The organism is Enterococcus dongliensis (assembly GCF_031927985.1).
GTDB lineage: Bacteria > Bacillota > Bacilli > Lactobacillales > Enterococcaceae > Enterococcus_A > Enterococcus_A dongliensis.
On sequence record NZ_JARPZC010000008.1, the window covers coordinates 37,818 to 54,944 of the forward strand.

A 17,127-nucleotide genomic window follows, 5' to 3' on the forward strand; every position below is an offset into this window, starting at 1 on the left:
GAAGGATTTTATTTTTATTTATTTTTGATTGGAGCAAAAGTCTTGCGATGAATTGGTAGAATACCACATGTCTCGATTGCTTTTAGATGTTCTTTGGTCCCATAGCCAGCATTTTTACTAAAACCATATACTGGATATTCTTCACCGTAAGTCGTCATCCATTCATCTCGATAAACTTTCGCAATAATACTTGCTGCAGCGATAGATACGGAACGTGCATCGCCTTTGATGATCTTTTCTTGAGGCAATCCATTATCTAAGACCATCGCATCGATCAATAAACAATCTGGTGTAATCATTAGTTGATCAATCGCTCGTTGCATAGCAACTTTAGTAGCTTGATAAATATTTAATTGATCGATTTCTTCAGCAGTAGCTTCCCCAATCCCAATTGCTCGTGCGTTTTTTCGAATCTCAGTGACCAGCTCTTCTCGCTTATGCGCTGAAAGTTGTTTGGAGTCATTCAGACCTAAAATCTTATGCGTATCGTTTAAAATTACAGCGGCTGCAACTACTGGACCGGCTAATGGCCCTCTGCCGACTTCATCAATCCCACAAATCGCCTGAAATCCCTGCGCTTTCTTTTCTTCTTCAAAAACAGACATTTCCTGATATTTTTCTGCCAGCTTCACTTGTTTTGCTTGCTGTTTTTGCCATTGAGCCATTGCTGACTGTACGCCTTTTCGTTGATCTTGCTCAAACTCACTTAAGCGTGGATCATTCTCTGACGTGATTGTTTTTAGAATCATTTTGATCTCACTAATGGATAATTTGTCCATTATTCGCTCAACTCCTCAAAACGATCCAAAGTGTAACGTCCCAGTTTTCCTTGTCGCAATTCAAGGATCAGCATCTCACTTGCACGCTCATAATCATCTCTAAATCCACGTTTTTCAGAAATCAGCATTAACAACTCAGGTAATTCCTTAAACAGATCATCCTCGGTTAATTTATAACGCTCTTTTAGCTGTTCTGGATAGAAACGGCTGAACATTTCTAATTCATACAAAGCTAAATCATCTAAATGCAATAAATCATCTTTGATTGCGCCGGTCAATGCCAATTTTTTCCCCACTGCTGGATCTTCAAATTTAGGCCACAATATTCCTGGAGTATCAAGCAATTCCAATTGCGAACCAAAACGTAGCCATTGCTGTCCTTTGGTGACTCCGGGGCGATTGCCAGTGCTTGCGACTTTCTTACCAGCTAAATGATTCAATAAAGTGGATTTTCCCACATTAGGAATCCCTAGGACCATTGCTCGGATTGCCCGTGGTTTTATCCCTCGCTCATTATCACGAGCAATTTTTTCTGCTAATACTTTCTTACTTGCAGGAATAATCTGCTTCACACTTTTATCACTTTTAGCTGTTAAGGCCAACACAGGATAGCCCTGCTCCCGAAAATAATTGACCCATAAATTGGTTTGATTCGGATCTGCTAAATCAGCTTTATTTAATAAAATTAATCGCGGTTTTTGCTGTACGATCTGATCCAACATTGGATTACGAGAAGACAGCGGCAATCTCGCATCAATCAATTCAAAAACAATATCGACAAATTTTAATTTTTCAGAAACTTCCCGCCTAGCTTTCGCCATATGACCAGGGAACCATTGAATTGACATCTTATTCATGCAACTCCATTCATATCAAGGTTTTAAATGCCTTATTTATTTTTATACTAACAAAACTGCTTGGAAGAAATATGGGATAGGATCATTTATCATCGAGATAAGGATTATTCCATCTGTTATCTTATATCCAAGTATCTTTCGCATTTTACCATAAATTGACAAGAGATTAAACACTAGGTATGTTCCCATTTGCTCTATCAATAGAGCTTTTTTGAAAATCTGTGCTACTTTCATTGATTAAATAATCACGTAGTTTATCTAGTTAACGACCTTCCTTGCATTATTGTTAGGTGTTTGAAAGATGATTCGCTCGTATTCCTTATTTGATTCATGTAAATTCCTTATAGGAAATAAAATAGCTCGCTAGTAGCCTACAGGAGGATTTTAAATGAAGAAACTATTTGGCGGAGTTGCTCTGTTATTGTTGATTATCAGTGGGGTGTTTGGATATAAATACTACTCTGAGACCTATATCACCCACACTGAGTATGCTAAAACGCCTGCAAAAATTCCTGCAATGACCCAAACGAAGGACGCTCGTGGAAAAATAGTAGAAAATATGTATTCTTACAAATACAAAATGACTTTTTTTGATAAGGAGGGCGTATCACATAAAAGAGAAACTGACATTCATGGAGAGCAAGTTTCACCCTTACCAACAAAAACTATTGTCAAGATCAAAACAAGTAAAAAAAGAGCTACTGCCCCAGAGGTCATATCAGAATCAGAAGTTCCTACATCTATCTTAGAAAAATTAAATGCTGAATCAGGAGGAAAGTAAATGAATGAAATCAAAACAGCCTTTGAAATGAATCCCCTCTTCACAATCGGGTGTCTTTTATTTATGATTGGTATTTCAATCTTTTGTTTTGGGAAAAAATTTTTCCTATTTCGATTATTTTTTGGAGATAGAAGTATGTTCTCACAGATTTTTTGGGGACTTATCTTTTCCGGGATTGGTCTTTTGCTCATTCTGTTTTTCAAACAATTCTAATGCTAGACTACGACCTGTAATCACTTTCTTCAAAGAAGACTGATTCTATAGAATCGGAACCAAATAAAAACACTTCTATCTTAATTCATTTTTCTGAATTTAGATAGAAGTGTTTTTATATAGAATTAAGAGTGACTAATCCAATAGAAATAAAGAAAGAAGCAAGAAAATCCAACAAAAATTGGGACTTCGTTATCAAATAACTCTCTGTCAACTTACCGCCAAAAAGGAGACTGACAACAGTTTCATCAGTAATCATCACCTTAGTTAATTCAACACTTTCCTGTAAAAATATATTTTATTTTTTTAATCCAAATATCTCTTTTGCCATTGAAAAAGCGGTCCAAGCTTTTGACCAACCTGCATAAAAAGCTAGTTGAGTAATCAATGCCGTTACTTCCTCTTTTGTTACACCATTTTCTTTGGCCATTTTTAAATGTGCCTCTAATTGAGGTGCTCCCATCGCTAATAACGCTGAACAAGTGATCATACTCCTATCATGAAGGGATAATTCATTTTCCCTTGACCAGACTTCCCCAAAAAGAACATCATCATTCAAAGCTGCAAATTGTGGCGCAAATTCTCCAAGCTGTTCTCTTCCAGCAGTTTGTTTTTTCATAATAATTCTCCTTTATTTTTTTAATTTCTCATACCATTCATCAGTTACTGGTTCCAACCATTCTGGTGTTCCTGCTGTAATGGCGATGTGTTCAAACCAACTATCTTTTGTTGCCCCGTGCCAATGTTTCACTCCATTATGAGTAACGATTGCGTCTCCTACCTTTAAAACTTGTGCTTTTTTCCCTTCTTCTTGATACCAGCCTTCCCCACCAGTTACTAAAAGTAACTGAAACCCATCGTGATGAACATGCCAATGATTTCGGCAACCAGGTTCAAAGGTGACGTTTGCTACTCCTACATTAATTTCAGGATCTGAAATCAACCCTTGAAGATAACTTTGGCCAATAAAATATTGCGCGTAAGCCTCATTTTTTTCTCCAATTGGAAAAATAATTCCATTTTTTACTTCTTCATGTTTTGCCATGAGTCCTTCCTCCATTGCATTATTTAATTATAAGTAAACAACCAATTTTCAATCGCTCTATCTGATTGATTCATCTGTGAGCCGCAATTTCTGTTAACAAAATAGGCTGTACGATCAATACAGTCATCGTACAGCCCATCTTATTTTTGGTCTAATGCTTATTTTAAATAGTGCTATGCTTTAAAGGCATGATTAAAGCGAGAAAGTAGTTCTTGAACTACTGGCGTTTGAATCCTATCTTTCCAAACAAGCAGACAATTTGTTTTTACTTCTGGATCCAGCGGGATAAATTCTGTACTAGCTGACCTTCTGTTCATTACAGCACCTTCTATCGTAAGAGCTGCGCCCACTTTATTTTCAACTAATGCTGAAACATTAAAAATAAGGTTAAAATTTCCTACAATATTTAACTGATTATATGAACAGTTCGCCCAAGCCGTTAATAATTCTTGGACTTCTTTTCGATTTGAGCATAGAAGTGGTAACCCTTGAATATCTTCTGGTGTTAAATAAGATTTACTGGAAATAAACAGTTCTTTTGAGACCAAAAATCCCCATTTTTCTTCTCGAGGAAGTTTTAAGCTTTTCACATTCTCGAGTCCAACTGGATCAAGCAGCACAGCTAGATCTAATAATCCTTTTTCTAATTGATCACTGATATCATCACTTGTTCCGGTAACCAAATTAAAGTGAACAGTCGGATAATCACTGATCATCTCTTCTAGCATCATAGCCACAGTATCTGAATTGTCTGCTTCTACACAGCCGATTGTGATCATTCCTGTTAGTTGGGTCTTTTTCTTTTCTGAAAAAGTACGATCAAGTTTATCGCTTAAGTGGAGAATCTCTTCTGCTCTTTCTTTAAGAAATAGCCCCTCAGGAAGCAACGATAGATGATTTTTTCCACGATGAAACAATGGCACTCCTACTTGCTCTTCTAATTCTCGAATTTGTCGACTCAAGGTCGGTTGAGTGATGTTTAGTAACTTGGCTGCCCGAGAAATATTTCCTTCTTGTGCCACTGTCCAAAAATAACGTAACAGTCTAATTTCCATTTTAAGCCCCGCTTTTTTACTTAACTATAGCAAATTTATAGACTATCGTCTCTTTTGTAATCAGAAATTGCTTATCTAAAAAATTAGAACTTCATATTTTAATTCTTATGTATACGATTGGTCAGATGGCTAAAAAATCTACGACTAATATCAACAAAGCAATAGCAGTTTCTCACATCATGAACGCTTAAATGAATAAAACGACAATCCCCAAAAAGGAATTGCCGTTTTATTCATATGAACAACTGATTATCTGATTTTAGCTAATCACTGATTTATCAAAAGATTTTCTAAGCTTTCGCAGTTTTTAAATCAACTTGTTGGCGAGTGTGACGTTTAGGGAATAGCACTAATTTTCCTTCTAAAATACTTAAAGTAATCACACTACCAATAACTAAGAAAATATATCCATGAACAGAATAATTAGTGATACCAGAATACAAAGCACCAATGTTACAGCCTTTAGCCAAACGTGCTCCTACACCCATGAATAACCCGCCTAACGCATAAGTCGCACTATCCTTAAGATGAAAATTAAATTTAAAATGGAACCGTCCCGCTAATAAGAAAGCGACTAGCGAACCAAGGACAATCCCCAGATTACGGACTGACGATCCATCAACTAGAAAACCACCTTGCTGGATTTTCAAATTAATCGCTGCAAATACAGGGTCATTTAATGAAAACCCTAAGGCATGCAGCAACTGAGTTCCTTGCAGGGTAAAGGCCGAAGTGACTCCCCATGATTTACCCGTGGTGATAATGATAAAAGCGGCAATGATTGATGTTAATAAGGCGGCTGTTGTAAATGACCAGCGTTGAATAAACAAGCGATGGTATAAGTTCACCTGTGTATTTGATGTCTCTAATGATTTTTCAAATTCAGCATAAGTCGTCTGATTGATTGCTAAGCCAGCTTGTTGTCGATGTTTTTGGTAAGCACGGATCACTAAGTATAAAATCCCTAAAAAAACAAGTAAGAAAATAAATGAACCAATATAACCAAAATACGTCGGCAAGTAATACTCGCCACCAATCTTACCAATAGCAGAAGCATCTAACTTTCCGCTCAACCACAACCCTAACGGTGAACCAATAATGAAAAATGGCAAGGTAATAATGGCATGTCCTTCACCTTCACCAAAGTCAGTCAAAGTTCCAGAAGCACAACCGCCAGCTAACAACATGCCGCTACCGAAAATAGCTCCACCAATTATAGTTCCGATATTCGTGAGTTCTACCGATGCTGAGCCAGGAATAATGGCTTGTTTAGCACTAGCCAAGTATGCTGGAACTGCTCCTTGACTAGCGGCCTGCCATTGAATACCTGTAGTCAAAAATGCTGTCACTCCCAATAAAATCAATAGTGAAACAGCTAACTGACTATTGCCGCCATAAAAGAGGCTCTTGATTCCTCCCGCAAAACCAAAACGTGAGCGAGTGAAAACATACCCAATTGCCAGACCAGCAATCAAGAATACTGGTAACTCAACAGCTTGTGTTGAGGTAAAAAGACCGTAAGCAATAATTAAAACTAGAACGATTAGTGCATAATACGGTTGACGACTATCTAAATCATTTTCATCAAAATAAGTTTTTAACATATAAAGACCTCCATAAATTTATCTGCTTATAAAAACACTCGAATTGACTCATTAAATAAAAACAAGTTATATTAGATACATTTCAACTTGAAATAATACTGATTCAGTTGAAAAAAAGTTTTTCTCACCTACTTTCTCGATAAAAAAAAATTCGCCCATAGATCCATCTCTGAATCTAAGGACGAAGATCTTTCTTCGTGTTACCACCTTAATTTAAATCACTTTCGCAAGTCATTCCTCTTCGGGTACAACATACCCTAGCTCGCTAACGGGAGCACCCGTTATTGTTTCACCGCAGCTTAACAATACGTATTATCCAAGACCATCTTCAATTATTCGATAAGATCGCTTTTCACCAGCCGCGACTCTCTAAACTTATCAAGTTAATCTACTCATATTTTCATTTTATTTTAATTATATTATTAGAATTATTATCCGAAAAACCTTTCCTGTCAAGAAGTTTTTTTGTTTTTTTAACAGTCGTTACTTATTACTGTTGCTCATAGAGCTTATTTAAGTTGATCTAGCAGCATTCGTCGAAAAGAAAAATACTCTGAATTATTGATCATCGTGTCAAAAGTACCTTTAAAATACGGATTGGTAACGGTTTGTTGCACCGTGCCTGGTCTGCCATTCATAATAATGATATTCTGACCTAAGTACAGTGCCTCATCAATATCATGTGTGATGACGATGACACAATTACCCGTATTGGTCCATAATTCAAGTAAAATTTGGTGCATCTCATCACGAGTCAAATTATCTAGAGCACTAAAAGATTCATCCAACATCAAAATATCTGGCTGATTAATAAATTCTCGTGCAAGTGCCACGCGTTGTTTCAACCCGCCAGATAATTCATAAACATAACTTGATTTAAATTTTTCCAAACCTGTTTCCTGTAGCAGTACTGCTAAACGCTGATTGATCTGTTGCTTAGGTAATTTACGCATACGCGGTCCAAAAGTAATATTTTGGGACACATTGAGCCATGGATAGAGCGCCATATCTTGAAAAACGATTCCACGTTGCCAACTGGCTTTTTGAATTGGTTGGTCATTCATTCGCAATTCACCAATTTGTGGTTTCAGGTAACCGGCAATTAAATTGAGTAATGTACTTTTACCAATACCAGAAGGTCCAATAATCACGTTGATTGAGTTAGCTTCAAGTGTTAAATTGATGTTGTCAATTGATTGCGCACCACTACCAGCATACTGGTATGCCACATGCTTAATTTCTAATAATGGCATCAGCGTGTCTTCCCTTCTATAATAAATTGGGTATCGATGAATTGTTGAATCTGTTGCCGATTGGGTCGACTATTCAACGTTTGTCTTTGATACATGAATTGACTCGTTTGATAAAATTGTTTTGCAAATTCTGTATTCATAAATTGTACTAACTGATCACTTGGCAACCAGCTCGATGTTCCAATCTGCTGTTTGGCTTCATTTGAAGTGATATTCATCTGTTGTGCCGTTAACTGATAGATTTTCTGCGGCTGTTGCTGATAAAGAGTATGGGCAGTGCCTAACGTACTCAGAATCTGACGTAATATTTCTGCATGTTGCTGAGCAAATTTGTTGGTAACTAAAGTCACATTAGCCGTCAGAGCACCTTGTTCTGCCAACTGATCGCTACTAACTAATGTAGTTGCTTGCGTGCAAGCTATCCAGACTAGGTTGCCACGTATAAGCACCATCTATATCATCACGCTGCCATGCGGCAACGATTTCTGGCGTCTGCATATCCACCAATGTCACTTGATCAGTCAAATGTTGTTGTTGTAAATACATCATCAGACTGTAATGAGAGGTAGAAGCAAAAGGGGTAGCTATTTTTAGGCCACGTAAATCCTGAGCTTGTCGAATGCCAAGCTTTTTTTTGACTACTAGAGCTTCATTATTTCCAATCACATCATTGATCCAAACTAATTTTGCCGGAATTGCTGCTGCCATCGCTACTACGGCGTTTGTATCACCCATCGTAGCTAAATCAACACTATTAGACAACAATGCTTTATTCGCATCGACACCAGAATCAAAAGTAATGTATTTAACTTTATAACCATTTTGAGCACAAGCTTTTTTTAATATTTTCATTTGACGTGTAGCCGCCATATCATTGGGCACCCGTAAAATACCAATACGGATTACTTTCATCGGCGTTGTTGATTTTTTAGCAGAAGTACATGCTGTTAACGTCAGGGTTACGCCAACGATGACCAAAAATCGTAAAAATTTCTTCAACATTCTTTTTTACCACGCCAATGAACGATTCGGCAGGCCATTTCTCTTAATAACCAATCAATCAAAACTCCTGTGATTCCCAGCAAAATGATGCCGGCAAACATAACATCACTTTTCAAATAGTGAGAGGAATCGATAATCATCCAGCCAACCCCGGAACTAGAAGCAATCATTTCAGCTGAAACAATCGTGGTGTATGCTACACCGACAGCAGATCGTAATCCAGTAAAAATATCAGGTAATGATGCGGGAAAGACGATATTAAAAAAGATCTGATGCCGACTGGCGCCTAGTGACGCCGCACTTTGCAAGTATTCACTATCAATTCGTTGTACCGCATCAAAACAAGAAATATAAATCGGTGGCAGAGCCGCCCAAAACAACAACATGATTTTAGAGGATTCACCGATACCCAACCATAAAATCAGCAACGTATAATAAGCTAGTGGTGGAATCGGCCGAATAAATTGAATCAATGGATCGACTATGGCATTTATCCAGCGTACATATCCACTGAGTAATCCTAATGGGATACCGATAAGTACCGCAAATAAAATTGCTACAAATAATCGACGCATGGTGATCCAATAATGAACATACAAAAGTGTACCACCTTAACCCGAACGACTAAGATCGATGAAAGTCTGACTAATTTTATCTAATGATGGAAGCAGTACTGCTGGTACAATCCTTAAATTGGTGGCGACAATCCATGAGCCTAACAACACAGTGATCGTCATGACACTGATCAATAAATAACGTATTTTAATACTTTTTTTCACCTGACTCCTCCCCTGATGATAATTTTGTCTACGAAATGTGTATCTTTAAATATCAAATTAATCAAACCAATACGTATCAATGATCGACTCGCGTGGTTGTACTTGATCATTGAAATATTCATATTCACAGATTGCCATAAATGAACCGGCAATATTGTAAACATTGGTGTAGCCTAAATTCATCAGTGCGCGTACTACATTATAACTACGTTGACCACTTAAGCAGTGAATATAAATTGGTTTATCTCGAGGAAATTCGTCTAAACGTTCACGAAATTCGCTCATAGGAATATTGATTGCACTTACGACGTGTCCTTTTTCATATTCATCAGGTTCACGGACATCGATAATCAATTCATGCTGCTCCACTAATCTTCGTACTTGACTAGCTGAAATTTGGTAAAATTCTTCGTTTAAAATATTGGTTGCTACTAATCCAGCCATATTAACTGCATTTTTGGCTGTGCTGAACTTCGGCTGATAACACAGCTCCAGATTTTCCAAATCTTCCACATGATTGTGATTAGTAATCATCGTGGCGATTACATCAATCTGTTTATCGACTCGACCTTCGCCAATTGCTTGAGCTCCTAAAATCTCTCCGGTAGGGTAGGCAAAAATTAGTTTGAAAAATAATGGCTTGGCTCCAGGCATCAATAAAACTTTATCCTTTGGAATCACCATCACGGTTCGATAATCAATGTGATTTTTTTGACAATTTTTTTCTGTTAAACCAGTGGCGGCAACATTCATTTCAAATACCGGTACACATTGTGAACCAATCACACCACGATTATGCGTTTGTCTTCCATAAATGTGATCCGCGGCTTGACGGGCTTCCATCTGTGCTGGAAAGGCTAAGCTTAACTTCTGCCGTTGATGAGTTTGGCGATTGATCACTTCCACTGCATCACCGACAGCATAAATATGCGGGATATTCGTTCGAAAATTTTGATCGACTTGAATACCACCTGTACTGCCAATTTTAATCCCAACGGCTTCTGCTAACCTAGTATCAGGAGTCACTCCCAACGCTAATACTACAGCGCCTGTTTTTAATTGACGCCCAGATTTCAGTGTCACATTTGTTTCACTGATAGCTGTTACCGTATCCCCAACAATCACATTGACTTTATGATTTAGCAGCGTTCTCTGAATGATTTGCGCCATGTCATAATCAATCGTATTGAGAACGTGATCCTCTCCTTCTACTAAATTAACATTAAAACCACCATTGACCAGATTCTCTACAGTTTCGATACCGATGAATCCACCGCCAACTACGGTGACATCAGTGATGGAGTGATTTGTCAGATAATCGTATAATGACTTGATATCAACTACATTGCGAATAGTGAAGACATTTTCATTATTGATGCCGCTGATACTTTGTGGTCGGATTGGTACGGCACCCGGTGATAAAAATAATTCATCGTATGCAACGTCTTCTATTGTCTCATCAAGCAGATTTTTCACTGTCACTGTTTGATTTTTTGCATCAATTTCAGTGACTTCATGATTCACTATCGCATCAATATTGTATTGGTGTTTCAATTCCCATGGATTCATCAAAACGATATCATCCGCATCCTCGATTACACCAGATAAATAATAAGGCAATGAACAGTTAGAAAAAGACACATCCGGCCCTTTTTCGTACATGGTTATTTGTGCATGTTCATCTAAACGCCGACAACGTGCAGCGGCCGAAGCTCCTCCAGCGACACCACCGATTACAACAATTTTTTTTGACATAAATTTTTCCCCTTTCATCATTCTTGATTTATTTAAACTAATACCGCAATGTAAAAACATTTTGACTAAGTGGAAACAATACTAAAAAAGCCCTGCTATGATCTAAACGATCACAGCAGGACGAAGATTCGTGTTACCACCTACAATTTTACTTATATTTTTACAAATATAAGCCTCAACAACTCAATTAGTTGACTTGTCCGCCAACGTCAAAAGCCTGGCATGGTAACGAATGCAGACGTCAGCATAGCTTGCACCATACTGAAAAGCTCAGAGCTCATCTTCACCTACATTTCTATTCCATCCTTACACCAACGATGGTCGCTTAAAATATACTTTGCAGGCTACTCTTCTCATCATAGCCAAATGTTATTATAATTTTACTCATTGTATTTTCATAGTTTACGACTCTTTAAATAATCTGTCAATTAAAAATTTGATAAATCATTATTTTTCCCCGTTCAATTACAAGACAATTTTTCACTCCTTAACGAATATCAAATAGATTAATAAACTCGCTAATGAATCGAATAAGTCAATGAACAACACTTGAATTTTGTTAAAAGTGGTGGTAAGTTGAAATTGTTTTAATCAATTTTTATTGTCCCTAAATAAATCAATAAAGGAGAAACTCGTAGTGTATGATTCTTTCAAGAAAGTCTTAGTTTATGGTGGCTATGTTATTGCTTTGGTTTTACTTATTTTGAGTATCTATATCTTTCCTGACTTGCCTCCTAAAGTTCCTACTCATATAAACTTATCAGGCACTCCAAATCAATTTGGTAACAAAACATCCATTTATATTTGGCCGATAGTCATCTTTGTATTGTCGATTAGTCAGAATAGATTCCATTACATCTACGGTCAACGAATATTCAGTATACTAGTCAATCTCACACTGATTTTTGCCGTTTTCTCTATACTTTCCATGTACTACAACTTACTATTTTGATAGACCTTCTTATATAAATTAATACGAAAAGAAAAAGTTCGTACTGATGTGAATGAAAAAATTATAAAATCCATACCTATCTTCTGATTTTCTCAAATTTTGACTATTTGTATAATCAGATAGGATTTTTCAGCTCATCCGTATTATTCTTATTGGACTTGTCGCAACACTATAATAAATTACGATTTATCAATAACGACAGTTAGGTGAAATGTATGAAACTTCTATTACAACTATTTGCAATGATATTATTGGTTTTACCAGCGCAACATTTGATACGAGGTATCATTGGAGGAATACAAGGAAAAGGATATAGTTTTGCTATTTTGGGACTTTCCAATATCGTGGTAATTATTGGTTCGATTGGATCAATCCTAATCAGTTTTGTTCTTTTTCATAAATTAAAAGAACATTGAGCGGTTAACAGAGAACTTGTTTCCAAAATTTTCAGTAGTATTTTTCTTATTTCTAAGATGGATACTAATTCATTTCTCCCAAAAAAGATAAAAATGTTATTTAAGTTTAAGGTATTACTTTGCCCCTACTATGGTCTATTTCTGCCATTATTTCCTTATCTTACTTAAATTTGATAAACTATCACTAAACAAGGGGGGAGTTAATAATGCAGACTTTATATATTTTGTTTAGCTTCTTGACAACATTAGGAGTTATTTTAATGATTTATGCTTTTTATCGTGATTTTAAGAATTTAACTCTACTTCAAAAAATTTCTCTTATCCTAGTTTCTTTTTCTGGATTAGCTCCTATGATATTAGGAGTCATCCAAGGATTCTTATCTCATTAACCAATAGATAGCACATAGAATTGTGCTGTCTTTTTTTATTGATCGTATTCGATGACTAACAATAAATTACAAAACAATCCGCCATTTAAATTTGTTGTACAATAAATCAAGATGAAAGGTCTTTGAACTCATATGAGATATTAATATTTGAAATAATTAAGGTATTAATTATAATCTAATTAGTGTACCCAGCAAATGAAATATATCACTAAATTTTTGTTTACCTAACCTCAAAAAATTCAGACAAAATCTAAGCGATATTAGTTATTGTAACTATATCATCCCTCTTTTCTACATAATCTCCTCCACTAGCTTATCTTTCTAGTGATCTCTACTAATTACTCATTATCTGAAATCTATTTTGTATGATAATATAAACAGAATAGCATTGATTCATAATGAATCAATGCTAGTTGCTACTCGTAGAGCTTTTTCTCCTATGATAGACTATTTTATGGCTTTCACTGACAATTTATTAAGGAGTAGTTACATGTTCAACAGACTTAAAAATATTTATACCTTAACTTCTGTCCTTTATCTTATTACATCCTTGTTATTCTTCTTTACTAGTCGAAATATTGTGGGCAAACTAGCTGGTATTTTCTTATTCATAAGTTTTTTACTAAATGTACAATTAGCCTTAAAAAAGGCACAAGAATCACATTAAACTATTTTTTTATATAGCTTTTCTCTTTGGTTGATTCAATGATATATCTCTCTTTGTATATTAATTACACCCACTTTTTAGTAAACGAATTAAACTGACAGTAAGCAGCTGAAAGAATTTATACTATAGTCTCATAATTATTTTTTAAAAGCGCTTTAATTGTTAGGTTTTGTCTTTTTGCTTTTTTAAATAGTTTTGGTTTCTATCATCAGCTTTAATATAAGTGTATTTTTAGAGGCAAACTTTTGAGAATATTTTGGTTTTTTATATCCCTAGATTTTTTATACTTGGACTAATAGGAAATAAATTTTTTTGGATACCTTCCATTCTTTTGATGCTCCTCGCATTTCTAGAAGATCGCTAAAATTTTTCCATTCTTAGGATACTTGTATCTTTATTTTTCTAATAAGACATGGGCGTCCATATCTTGTGCTATACTTCTATAATAAGGAGATGTTCACTATGATTGACAATGAAACGATTGAAAGAGAAATTAAATCAATTATTGATACATGCGATTTTTTGATTCATGAGGAACGCTTTGATGAGCTAGTAAATTATTATACAGATGATGCGATACTTGTCATTAAACCAGGAACAATCGTGCCTGGACGCAATAAAATAAAATCAGCTTTTGTTAAAATTGCTGAGTATTTCGATAATTCAATCAAACCGATTGAAGGAAAAATGCTTTACTTGATTGCCGGTGATACCGTTCTTGTACTTGCACAAACATTTTTAGAAGCTAGTGAACAGGCAAAAGAAAAATCAGAATTTTCAATGGAACGTCGAGCAACGTATGTTTTCCGGAATATTGAGGGAAAATGGTTTTGTGCTATTGACAATTCCTATGGTACTGATTTAGTCGAATAGCTAAAAACAGTCCTTTTACTTAAGGACTGTTTTTTTATTAACAGACCAGTACATAATTAGTTATGATATACTTTTTGAAAAAAGGAGTTTCCTATGGTCAAGTTGATTGAACATTTAGATAGTTCCGATTTAGAGACTATTTCTCAAATGTGGTTGATGAGTAACTTAGATACCCATGACTTTATCGAAAAAGAACACTGGCTCAACAATTATTCTTTTGTAAAAAAAGCTTTTTCTTCCGCGACCATCTATGCCTATTACTCCGACAATAAAATTGTCGGTTTTCTCGGAATCATTAATGCGTATATTGCAGGAATTTTTATTTTGCAGGACTATCGTTCACTTGGTATTGGGACCCAATTACTTAAAGCGATTCAATCCACTCATACAAAGCTAACACTAGATGTTTACCAAAAAAATACGCTAGCACTAAAATTTTATCAAAAGAACGGTTTTCACATTCAACAAGAAAAATTAGATATCCAAACAGAAGAGATAGAATATTTTCTAGAATGGCATCAGTGAGACTTTTTCTATCTGATAATCCCAAGACAATATTAAACTCCTTTTGATACAGAGCTGCTGCTCAAGTTAGCGAAAGGAGTTTTTGTTGAGGTTAGTTCACTTCTTTATAATTTATTTAAAGCAACAAATACTAAAAGACAAAAAAAGATGGGCCTCCCCATCTTTTTAAGCAATCATTTTTATGTGAGTCAATGGATAATAGACAAACTGTGCTTTACCTAAAATATCTTTATTTTGAACGGTCCCGAAAGAGCGACTGTCTTTGGAAACCCGTCGATTGTCTCCCAAAACAAAATATTCATTTTTAGGTAATTGTTTTTTACCGATTAATTCAGTCAATTGAAAATCGGTGGTATAAGGAGACACTTGGTGGTCTGATCTTCGATTATTACTTAGAAACGATTCTGTCACTTTCTTACCATTAATAAAAAGCTGGTCATCCTCGTAACGAACCTCATCTCCAGGCAATCCGATTACTCGCTTGATATAGATCGTTCCATCCGGTTGTTGAAAGACAACTACATCAAATCGCTTGACTTTACTGAATTTCTCCATCAAAACCATATCTCCTTGCGTCAAGGTTTGATCCATGGAATTTCCTGTCACAGGAACAGGAATCAATAGAAATCCTCGAATCACTACACCAACAAAAAGGGAAATCAATAGATATTTGATACCTAACCATAAATGACTTTTTGTCAGTAATTTTTTCAATGACTTCCCTCCTTGTGATCAAAAGCTGTAGAACAGATACTGTTACTTGTTTTTTAATGTCTCAACGGCTTTTGCATAAGCAACGTCATTGGCTTTGATCAATGCAAATACCTTTTCTTGTAAAGCATCGATAGTTTTACCATCTAGCGCACCTGTTGCCGGCAGATTATTTTCAGTTTGAATCTTGGCTACGGCTTCTTTAGTCGCTTCATTGAATAATTCACCTTCTGTTGGATAACCCAACGCTTTTAACATCGTATTGATGTTTTGGACTGCATCTCCAGAATCCCCGATGCGCCAATTCGACTGTTTTGAAATTGGTGGAAGTTTGGCGTATTCAGGATAATCTGCTTCAATCGTTGGTGCTACTCCAGTGCCTTCAACTGAAGAGCCATCTGGTGTGAACCAGCGCATGATCGTTAATTGGACGTAATTGTCTTTTCCGATTGGACTGATACTTTGAACACTGCCTTTACCAAAAGTATTTACTCCGATGATTGGATAATTTTTACTTTTTACAGCTGCTGCTAACAATTCAGCTCCATATGAACTTTCTTGATCAATTAAAAATACTGTTGGCTCTTTAACTTTAAATCCTTGGTCGATCTTTTTACCTGCTTTATCCGTGGAGATGGTTTTTTTATTATTTGAAAATTGAGCAATAGTGTCACCATCTTCTAAGAAATAGCTGGCTACACGTTCAGCTTCAGCCATCAAGCCTCCAGAATTTTGACGCAGATCAATCACAAAAGAAGTTGCTCCTTCTTTACGTAATTTTTCTATAATCGTCCGAAACTCTAACGACGTTGTATCACGAAAATTATCAATCTGAATCGAACCGAGTGACTTATTTTGTGAATCGAGGGCACCTTTGACTGTGTCTTCAGGGATGATGTCTCGTTCCAGAGAGACTTCAAACTTTTCACTGCCGCGTTGGATCAATAATTTGACTTGTGTACCTTTTTTTCCGCGAATCATACTTGATACTTGATCCAACGATTTGTCCTTTGTCTTTTGACCATCGACTTCCAAAATAATATCCTTCGCCTTCAACTTAGCATTCTCAGCAGGAGAATTTTTTACAGGTACCCGGTCGATTACTGGCAAACGATTTTCAAGTTGCAAACTGGCTCCGATTCCTTCGAAACTCCCAGCCAATTCAGCATTTAATTCTTTGGTCTCTTTTGCTGTTAAAAACGTAGATTCCGGATCTTGCAAGGATTCTGTCATGCCCTTTAACGCTCCTTGAATCAACTGTTCCTTATCGACTTTGTCCACATAATTGGTACTGATTAGATCATAGAGATCTTGGACATCATCTAAATCATTTCGTGTAATTTTAACAATAGATTCACTATCCATTGTTTGTTTCTGTTCAATAAAATGAGTCACTACCGCAGTAACCACGATAGTAAATATGATCGCTAGTAAAAAAAGCGATACTGGTAATGTTTTTTTCTGCAAGGCA

General features: G+C 36.0%; 21 protein-coding genes and 1 other annotated feature. Of the genes, 7 read left to right on the forward strand and 14 right to left on the reverse strand.

The window, feature by feature from the left end; translation table 11 throughout:
* Nucleotides 1-14: 14 nt before the first annotated feature.
* Nucleotides 15-779: a ribonuclease HII gene (rnhB, locus tag P7D84_RS07370; RefSeq protein WP_311805790.1), complete on the reverse strand. Its 765-nt coding sequence runs from the start codon at nucleotides 777-779 to the stop codon at nucleotides 15-17.
* A complete protein-coding gene (ylqF, locus tag P7D84_RS07375; RefSeq protein ID WP_137604328.1) occupies nucleotides 779-1,627 on the reverse strand; it encodes a ribosome biogenesis GTPase YlqF in 849 nt (282 codons plus the stop codon). The genes rnhB and ylqF overlap by 1 nt, the downstream gene beginning before the upstream one ends.
* A gap of 397 nt (nucleotides 1,628-2,024) precedes the next feature.
* Here ylqF and P7D84_RS07380 point away from each other — a divergent pair, with 397 nt between their 5' ends.
* Both P7D84_RS07380 and P7D84_RS07385 read left to right on the forward strand, forming a co-directional pair.
* Nucleotides 2,025-2,417, forward strand: coding sequence for a DUF1093 domain-containing protein (locus P7D84_RS07380; RefSeq protein WP_311805792.1), 393 nt, complete (start codon nucleotides 2,025-2,027; stop codon nucleotides 2,415-2,417).
* Entirely contained in the window at nucleotides 2,418-2,630 is a 213-nt protein-coding gene (locus P7D84_RS07385; RefSeq protein WP_311805794.1) for a hypothetical protein, read from the forward strand.
* A 298-nt stretch (nucleotides 2,631-2,928) separates the two neighbouring features.
* Here the strand turns inward: P7D84_RS07385 and P7D84_RS07390 are convergent, their stop codons facing one another.
* From P7D84_RS07390 to P7D84_RS07435, 10 genes are all read right to left on the reverse strand, one after another.
* The gene (locus P7D84_RS07390; RefSeq protein WP_311805796.1) at nucleotides 2,929-3,249 is read right to left on the reverse strand and encodes a carboxymuconolactone decarboxylase family protein; all 321 of its coding nucleotides are present in this window, start codon (nucleotides 3,247-3,249) and stop codon (nucleotides 2,929-2,931) included.
* A gap of 12 nt (nucleotides 3,250-3,261) precedes the next feature.
* A complete protein-coding gene (locus P7D84_RS07395) occupies nucleotides 3,262-3,675 on the reverse strand; it encodes a cupin domain-containing protein (RefSeq protein WP_311805798.1) in 414 nt (137 codons plus the stop codon).
* A gap of 173 nt (nucleotides 3,676-3,848) precedes the next feature.
* Nucleotides 3,849-4,730: a LysR family transcriptional regulator gene (locus P7D84_RS07400; protein WP_311805800.1), complete on the reverse strand. Its 882-nt coding sequence runs from the start codon at nucleotides 4,728-4,730 to the stop codon at nucleotides 3,849-3,851.
* Between the two features lie 290 nt (nucleotides 4,731-5,020).
* Nucleotides 5,021-6,334, reverse strand: a complete 1,314-nt coding sequence (locus tag P7D84_RS07405) for a YeeE/YedE family protein (RefSeq protein ID WP_311805802.1) — start codon at nucleotides 6,332-6,334, stop codon at nucleotides 5,021-5,023.
* 174 nt (nucleotides 6,335-6,508) lie between these two features.
* Nucleotides 6,509-6,747, reverse strand: a binding site (T-box leader).
* Between the two features lie 96 nt (nucleotides 6,748-6,843).
* Entirely contained in the window at nucleotides 6,844-7,587 is a 744-nt protein-coding gene (locus tag P7D84_RS07410; protein WP_311805803.1) for an ABC transporter ATP-binding protein, read from the reverse strand.
* Nucleotides 7,587-7,967: a type 2 periplasmic-binding domain-containing protein gene (locus P7D84_RS07415; protein ID WP_311805805.1), complete on the reverse strand. Its 381-nt coding sequence runs from the start codon at nucleotides 7,965-7,967 to the stop codon at nucleotides 7,587-7,589. The genes P7D84_RS07410 and P7D84_RS07415 overlap by 1 nt, the downstream gene beginning before the upstream one ends.
* A 10-nt stretch (nucleotides 7,968-7,977) precedes the next feature.
* Nucleotides 7,978-8,589, reverse strand: coding sequence for a glycine betaine ABC transporter substrate-binding protein (locus P7D84_RS07420; RefSeq protein ID WP_311805806.1), 612 nt, complete (start codon nucleotides 8,587-8,589; stop codon nucleotides 7,978-7,980).
* Complete coding sequence (locus tag P7D84_RS07425) at nucleotides 8,583-9,188, reverse strand: ABC transporter permease (protein ID WP_311805808.1); 606 nt, start codon at nucleotides 9,186-9,188, stop codon at nucleotides 8,583-8,585. The genes P7D84_RS07420 and P7D84_RS07425 overlap by 7 nt, the downstream gene beginning before the upstream one ends.
* Nucleotides 9,189-9,200: 12 nt before the next feature.
* Nucleotides 9,201-9,368 carry a hypothetical protein gene (locus P7D84_RS07430; RefSeq protein WP_311805810.1) on the reverse strand — a complete coding sequence of 56 codons (168 nt, stop codon included), beginning with the start codon at nucleotides 9,366-9,368 and terminating at the stop codon, nucleotides 9,201-9,203.
* A gap of 57 nt (nucleotides 9,369-9,425) precedes the next feature.
* Nucleotides 9,426-11,123 carry an FAD-dependent oxidoreductase gene (locus P7D84_RS07435; protein WP_311805812.1) on the reverse strand — a complete coding sequence of 566 codons (1,698 nt, stop codon included), beginning with the start codon at nucleotides 11,121-11,123 and terminating at the stop codon, nucleotides 9,426-9,428.
* 637 nt (nucleotides 11,124-11,760) lie between these two features.
* On the opposite strand from P7D84_RS07435, the gene P7D84_RS13830 reads away from it, so the two are divergent.
* The 5 genes from P7D84_RS13830 (at nucleotide 11,761) to P7D84_RS07455 (ending at nucleotide 14,945) form a co-directional block, all read left to right on the forward strand.
* On the forward strand, nucleotides 11,761-12,075 hold the full coding sequence (locus tag P7D84_RS13830) for a DUF1648 domain-containing protein (protein WP_376716919.1): 315 nt from the start codon (nucleotides 11,761-11,763) through the stop codon (nucleotides 12,073-12,075).
* A 215-nt stretch (nucleotides 12,076-12,290) separates the two neighbouring features.
* A complete protein-coding gene (locus P7D84_RS07440) occupies nucleotides 12,291-12,491 on the forward strand; it encodes a hypothetical protein (protein WP_311805814.1) in 201 nt (66 codons plus the stop codon).
* Between the two features lie 206 nt (nucleotides 12,492-12,697).
* On the forward strand, nucleotides 12,698-12,880 hold the full coding sequence (locus tag P7D84_RS07445) for a hypothetical protein (RefSeq protein ID WP_311803867.1): 183 nt from the start codon (nucleotides 12,698-12,700) through the stop codon (nucleotides 12,878-12,880).
* A 1,129-nt stretch (nucleotides 12,881-14,009) separates the two neighbouring features.
* Complete coding sequence (locus P7D84_RS07450) at nucleotides 14,010-14,420, forward strand: YybH family protein (RefSeq protein WP_311805816.1); 411 nt, start codon at nucleotides 14,010-14,012, stop codon at nucleotides 14,418-14,420.
* 93 nt (nucleotides 14,421-14,513) lie between these two features.
* Entirely contained in the window at nucleotides 14,514-14,945 is a 432-nt protein-coding gene (locus P7D84_RS07455) for a GNAT family N-acetyltransferase (RefSeq protein WP_311805817.1), read from the forward strand.
* A 165-nt stretch (nucleotides 14,946-15,110) separates the two neighbouring features.
* Here P7D84_RS07455 and lepB read toward each other — a convergent pair whose 3' ends face one another.
* Both lepB and P7D84_RS07465 read right to left on the reverse strand, forming a co-directional pair.
* Nucleotides 15,111-15,659, reverse strand: a complete 549-nt coding sequence (gene lepB / locus P7D84_RS07460; protein ID WP_137603424.1) for a signal peptidase I — start codon at nucleotides 15,657-15,659, stop codon at nucleotides 15,111-15,113.
* 42 nt (nucleotides 15,660-15,701) lie between these two features.
* Nucleotides 15,702-17,123 (reverse strand): S41 family peptidase, encoded by a 1,422-nt coding sequence (locus P7D84_RS07465; RefSeq protein WP_311805819.1) that lies wholly within the window; start codon nucleotides 17,121-17,123, stop codon nucleotides 15,702-15,704.
* Between the last annotated feature and the right edge of the window lie 4 nt (nucleotides 17,124-17,127).

Coding starts and splice junctions, on each gene's coding strand:
- rnhB (WP_311805790.1), bottom strand. CDS start 779: ATGGACAAATTATCCATTAGTGAGATCAAAATGATTCTAAAAACAATC.
- ylqF (WP_137604328.1), bottom strand. CDS start 1,627: ATGTCAATTCAATGGTTCCCTGGTCATATGGCGAAAGCTAGGCGGGAA.
- P7D84_RS07380 (WP_311805792.1), top strand. CDS start 2,025: ATGAAGAAACTATTTGGCGGAGTTGCTCTGTTATTGTTGATTATCAGT.
- P7D84_RS07385 (WP_311805794.1), top strand. CDS start 2,418: ATGAATGAAATCAAAACAGCCTTTGAAATGAATCCCCTCTTCACAATC.
- P7D84_RS07390 (WP_311805796.1), bottom strand. CDS start 3,249: ATGAAAAAACAAACTGCTGGAAGAGAACAGCTTGGAGAATTTGCGCCA.
- P7D84_RS07395 (WP_311805798.1), bottom strand. CDS start 3,675: ATGGCAAAACATGAAGAAGTAAAAAATGGAATTATTTTTCCAATTGGA.
- P7D84_RS07400 (WP_311805800.1), bottom strand. CDS start 4,730: ATGGAAATTAGACTGTTACGTTATTTTTGGACAGTGGCACAAGAAGGA.
- P7D84_RS07405 (WP_311805802.1), bottom strand. CDS start 6,334: ATGTTAAAAACTTATTTTGATGAAAATGATTTAGATAGTCGTCAACCG.
- P7D84_RS07410 (WP_311805803.1), bottom strand. CDS start 7,587: ATGCCATTATTAGAAATTAAGCATGTGGCATACCAGTATGCTGGTAGT.
- P7D84_RS07420 (WP_311805806.1), bottom strand. CDS start 8,589: ATGTTGAAGAAATTTTTACGATTTTTGGTCATCGTTGGCGTAACCCTG.
- P7D84_RS07435 (WP_311805812.1), bottom strand. CDS start 11,123: ATGTCAAAAAAAATTGTTGTAATCGGTGGTGTCGCTGGAGGAGCTTCG.
- P7D84_RS07440 (WP_311805814.1), top strand. CDS start 12,291: ATGAAACTTCTATTACAACTATTTGCAATGATATTATTGGTTTTACCA.
- P7D84_RS07445 (WP_311803867.1), top strand. CDS start 12,698: ATGCAGACTTTATATATTTTGTTTAGCTTCTTGACAACATTAGGAGTT.
- P7D84_RS07450 (WP_311805816.1), top strand. CDS start 14,010: ATGATTGACAATGAAACGATTGAAAGAGAAATTAAATCAATTATTGAT.
- P7D84_RS07455 (WP_311805817.1), top strand. CDS start 14,514: ATGGTCAAGTTGATTGAACATTTAGATAGTTCCGATTTAGAGACTATT.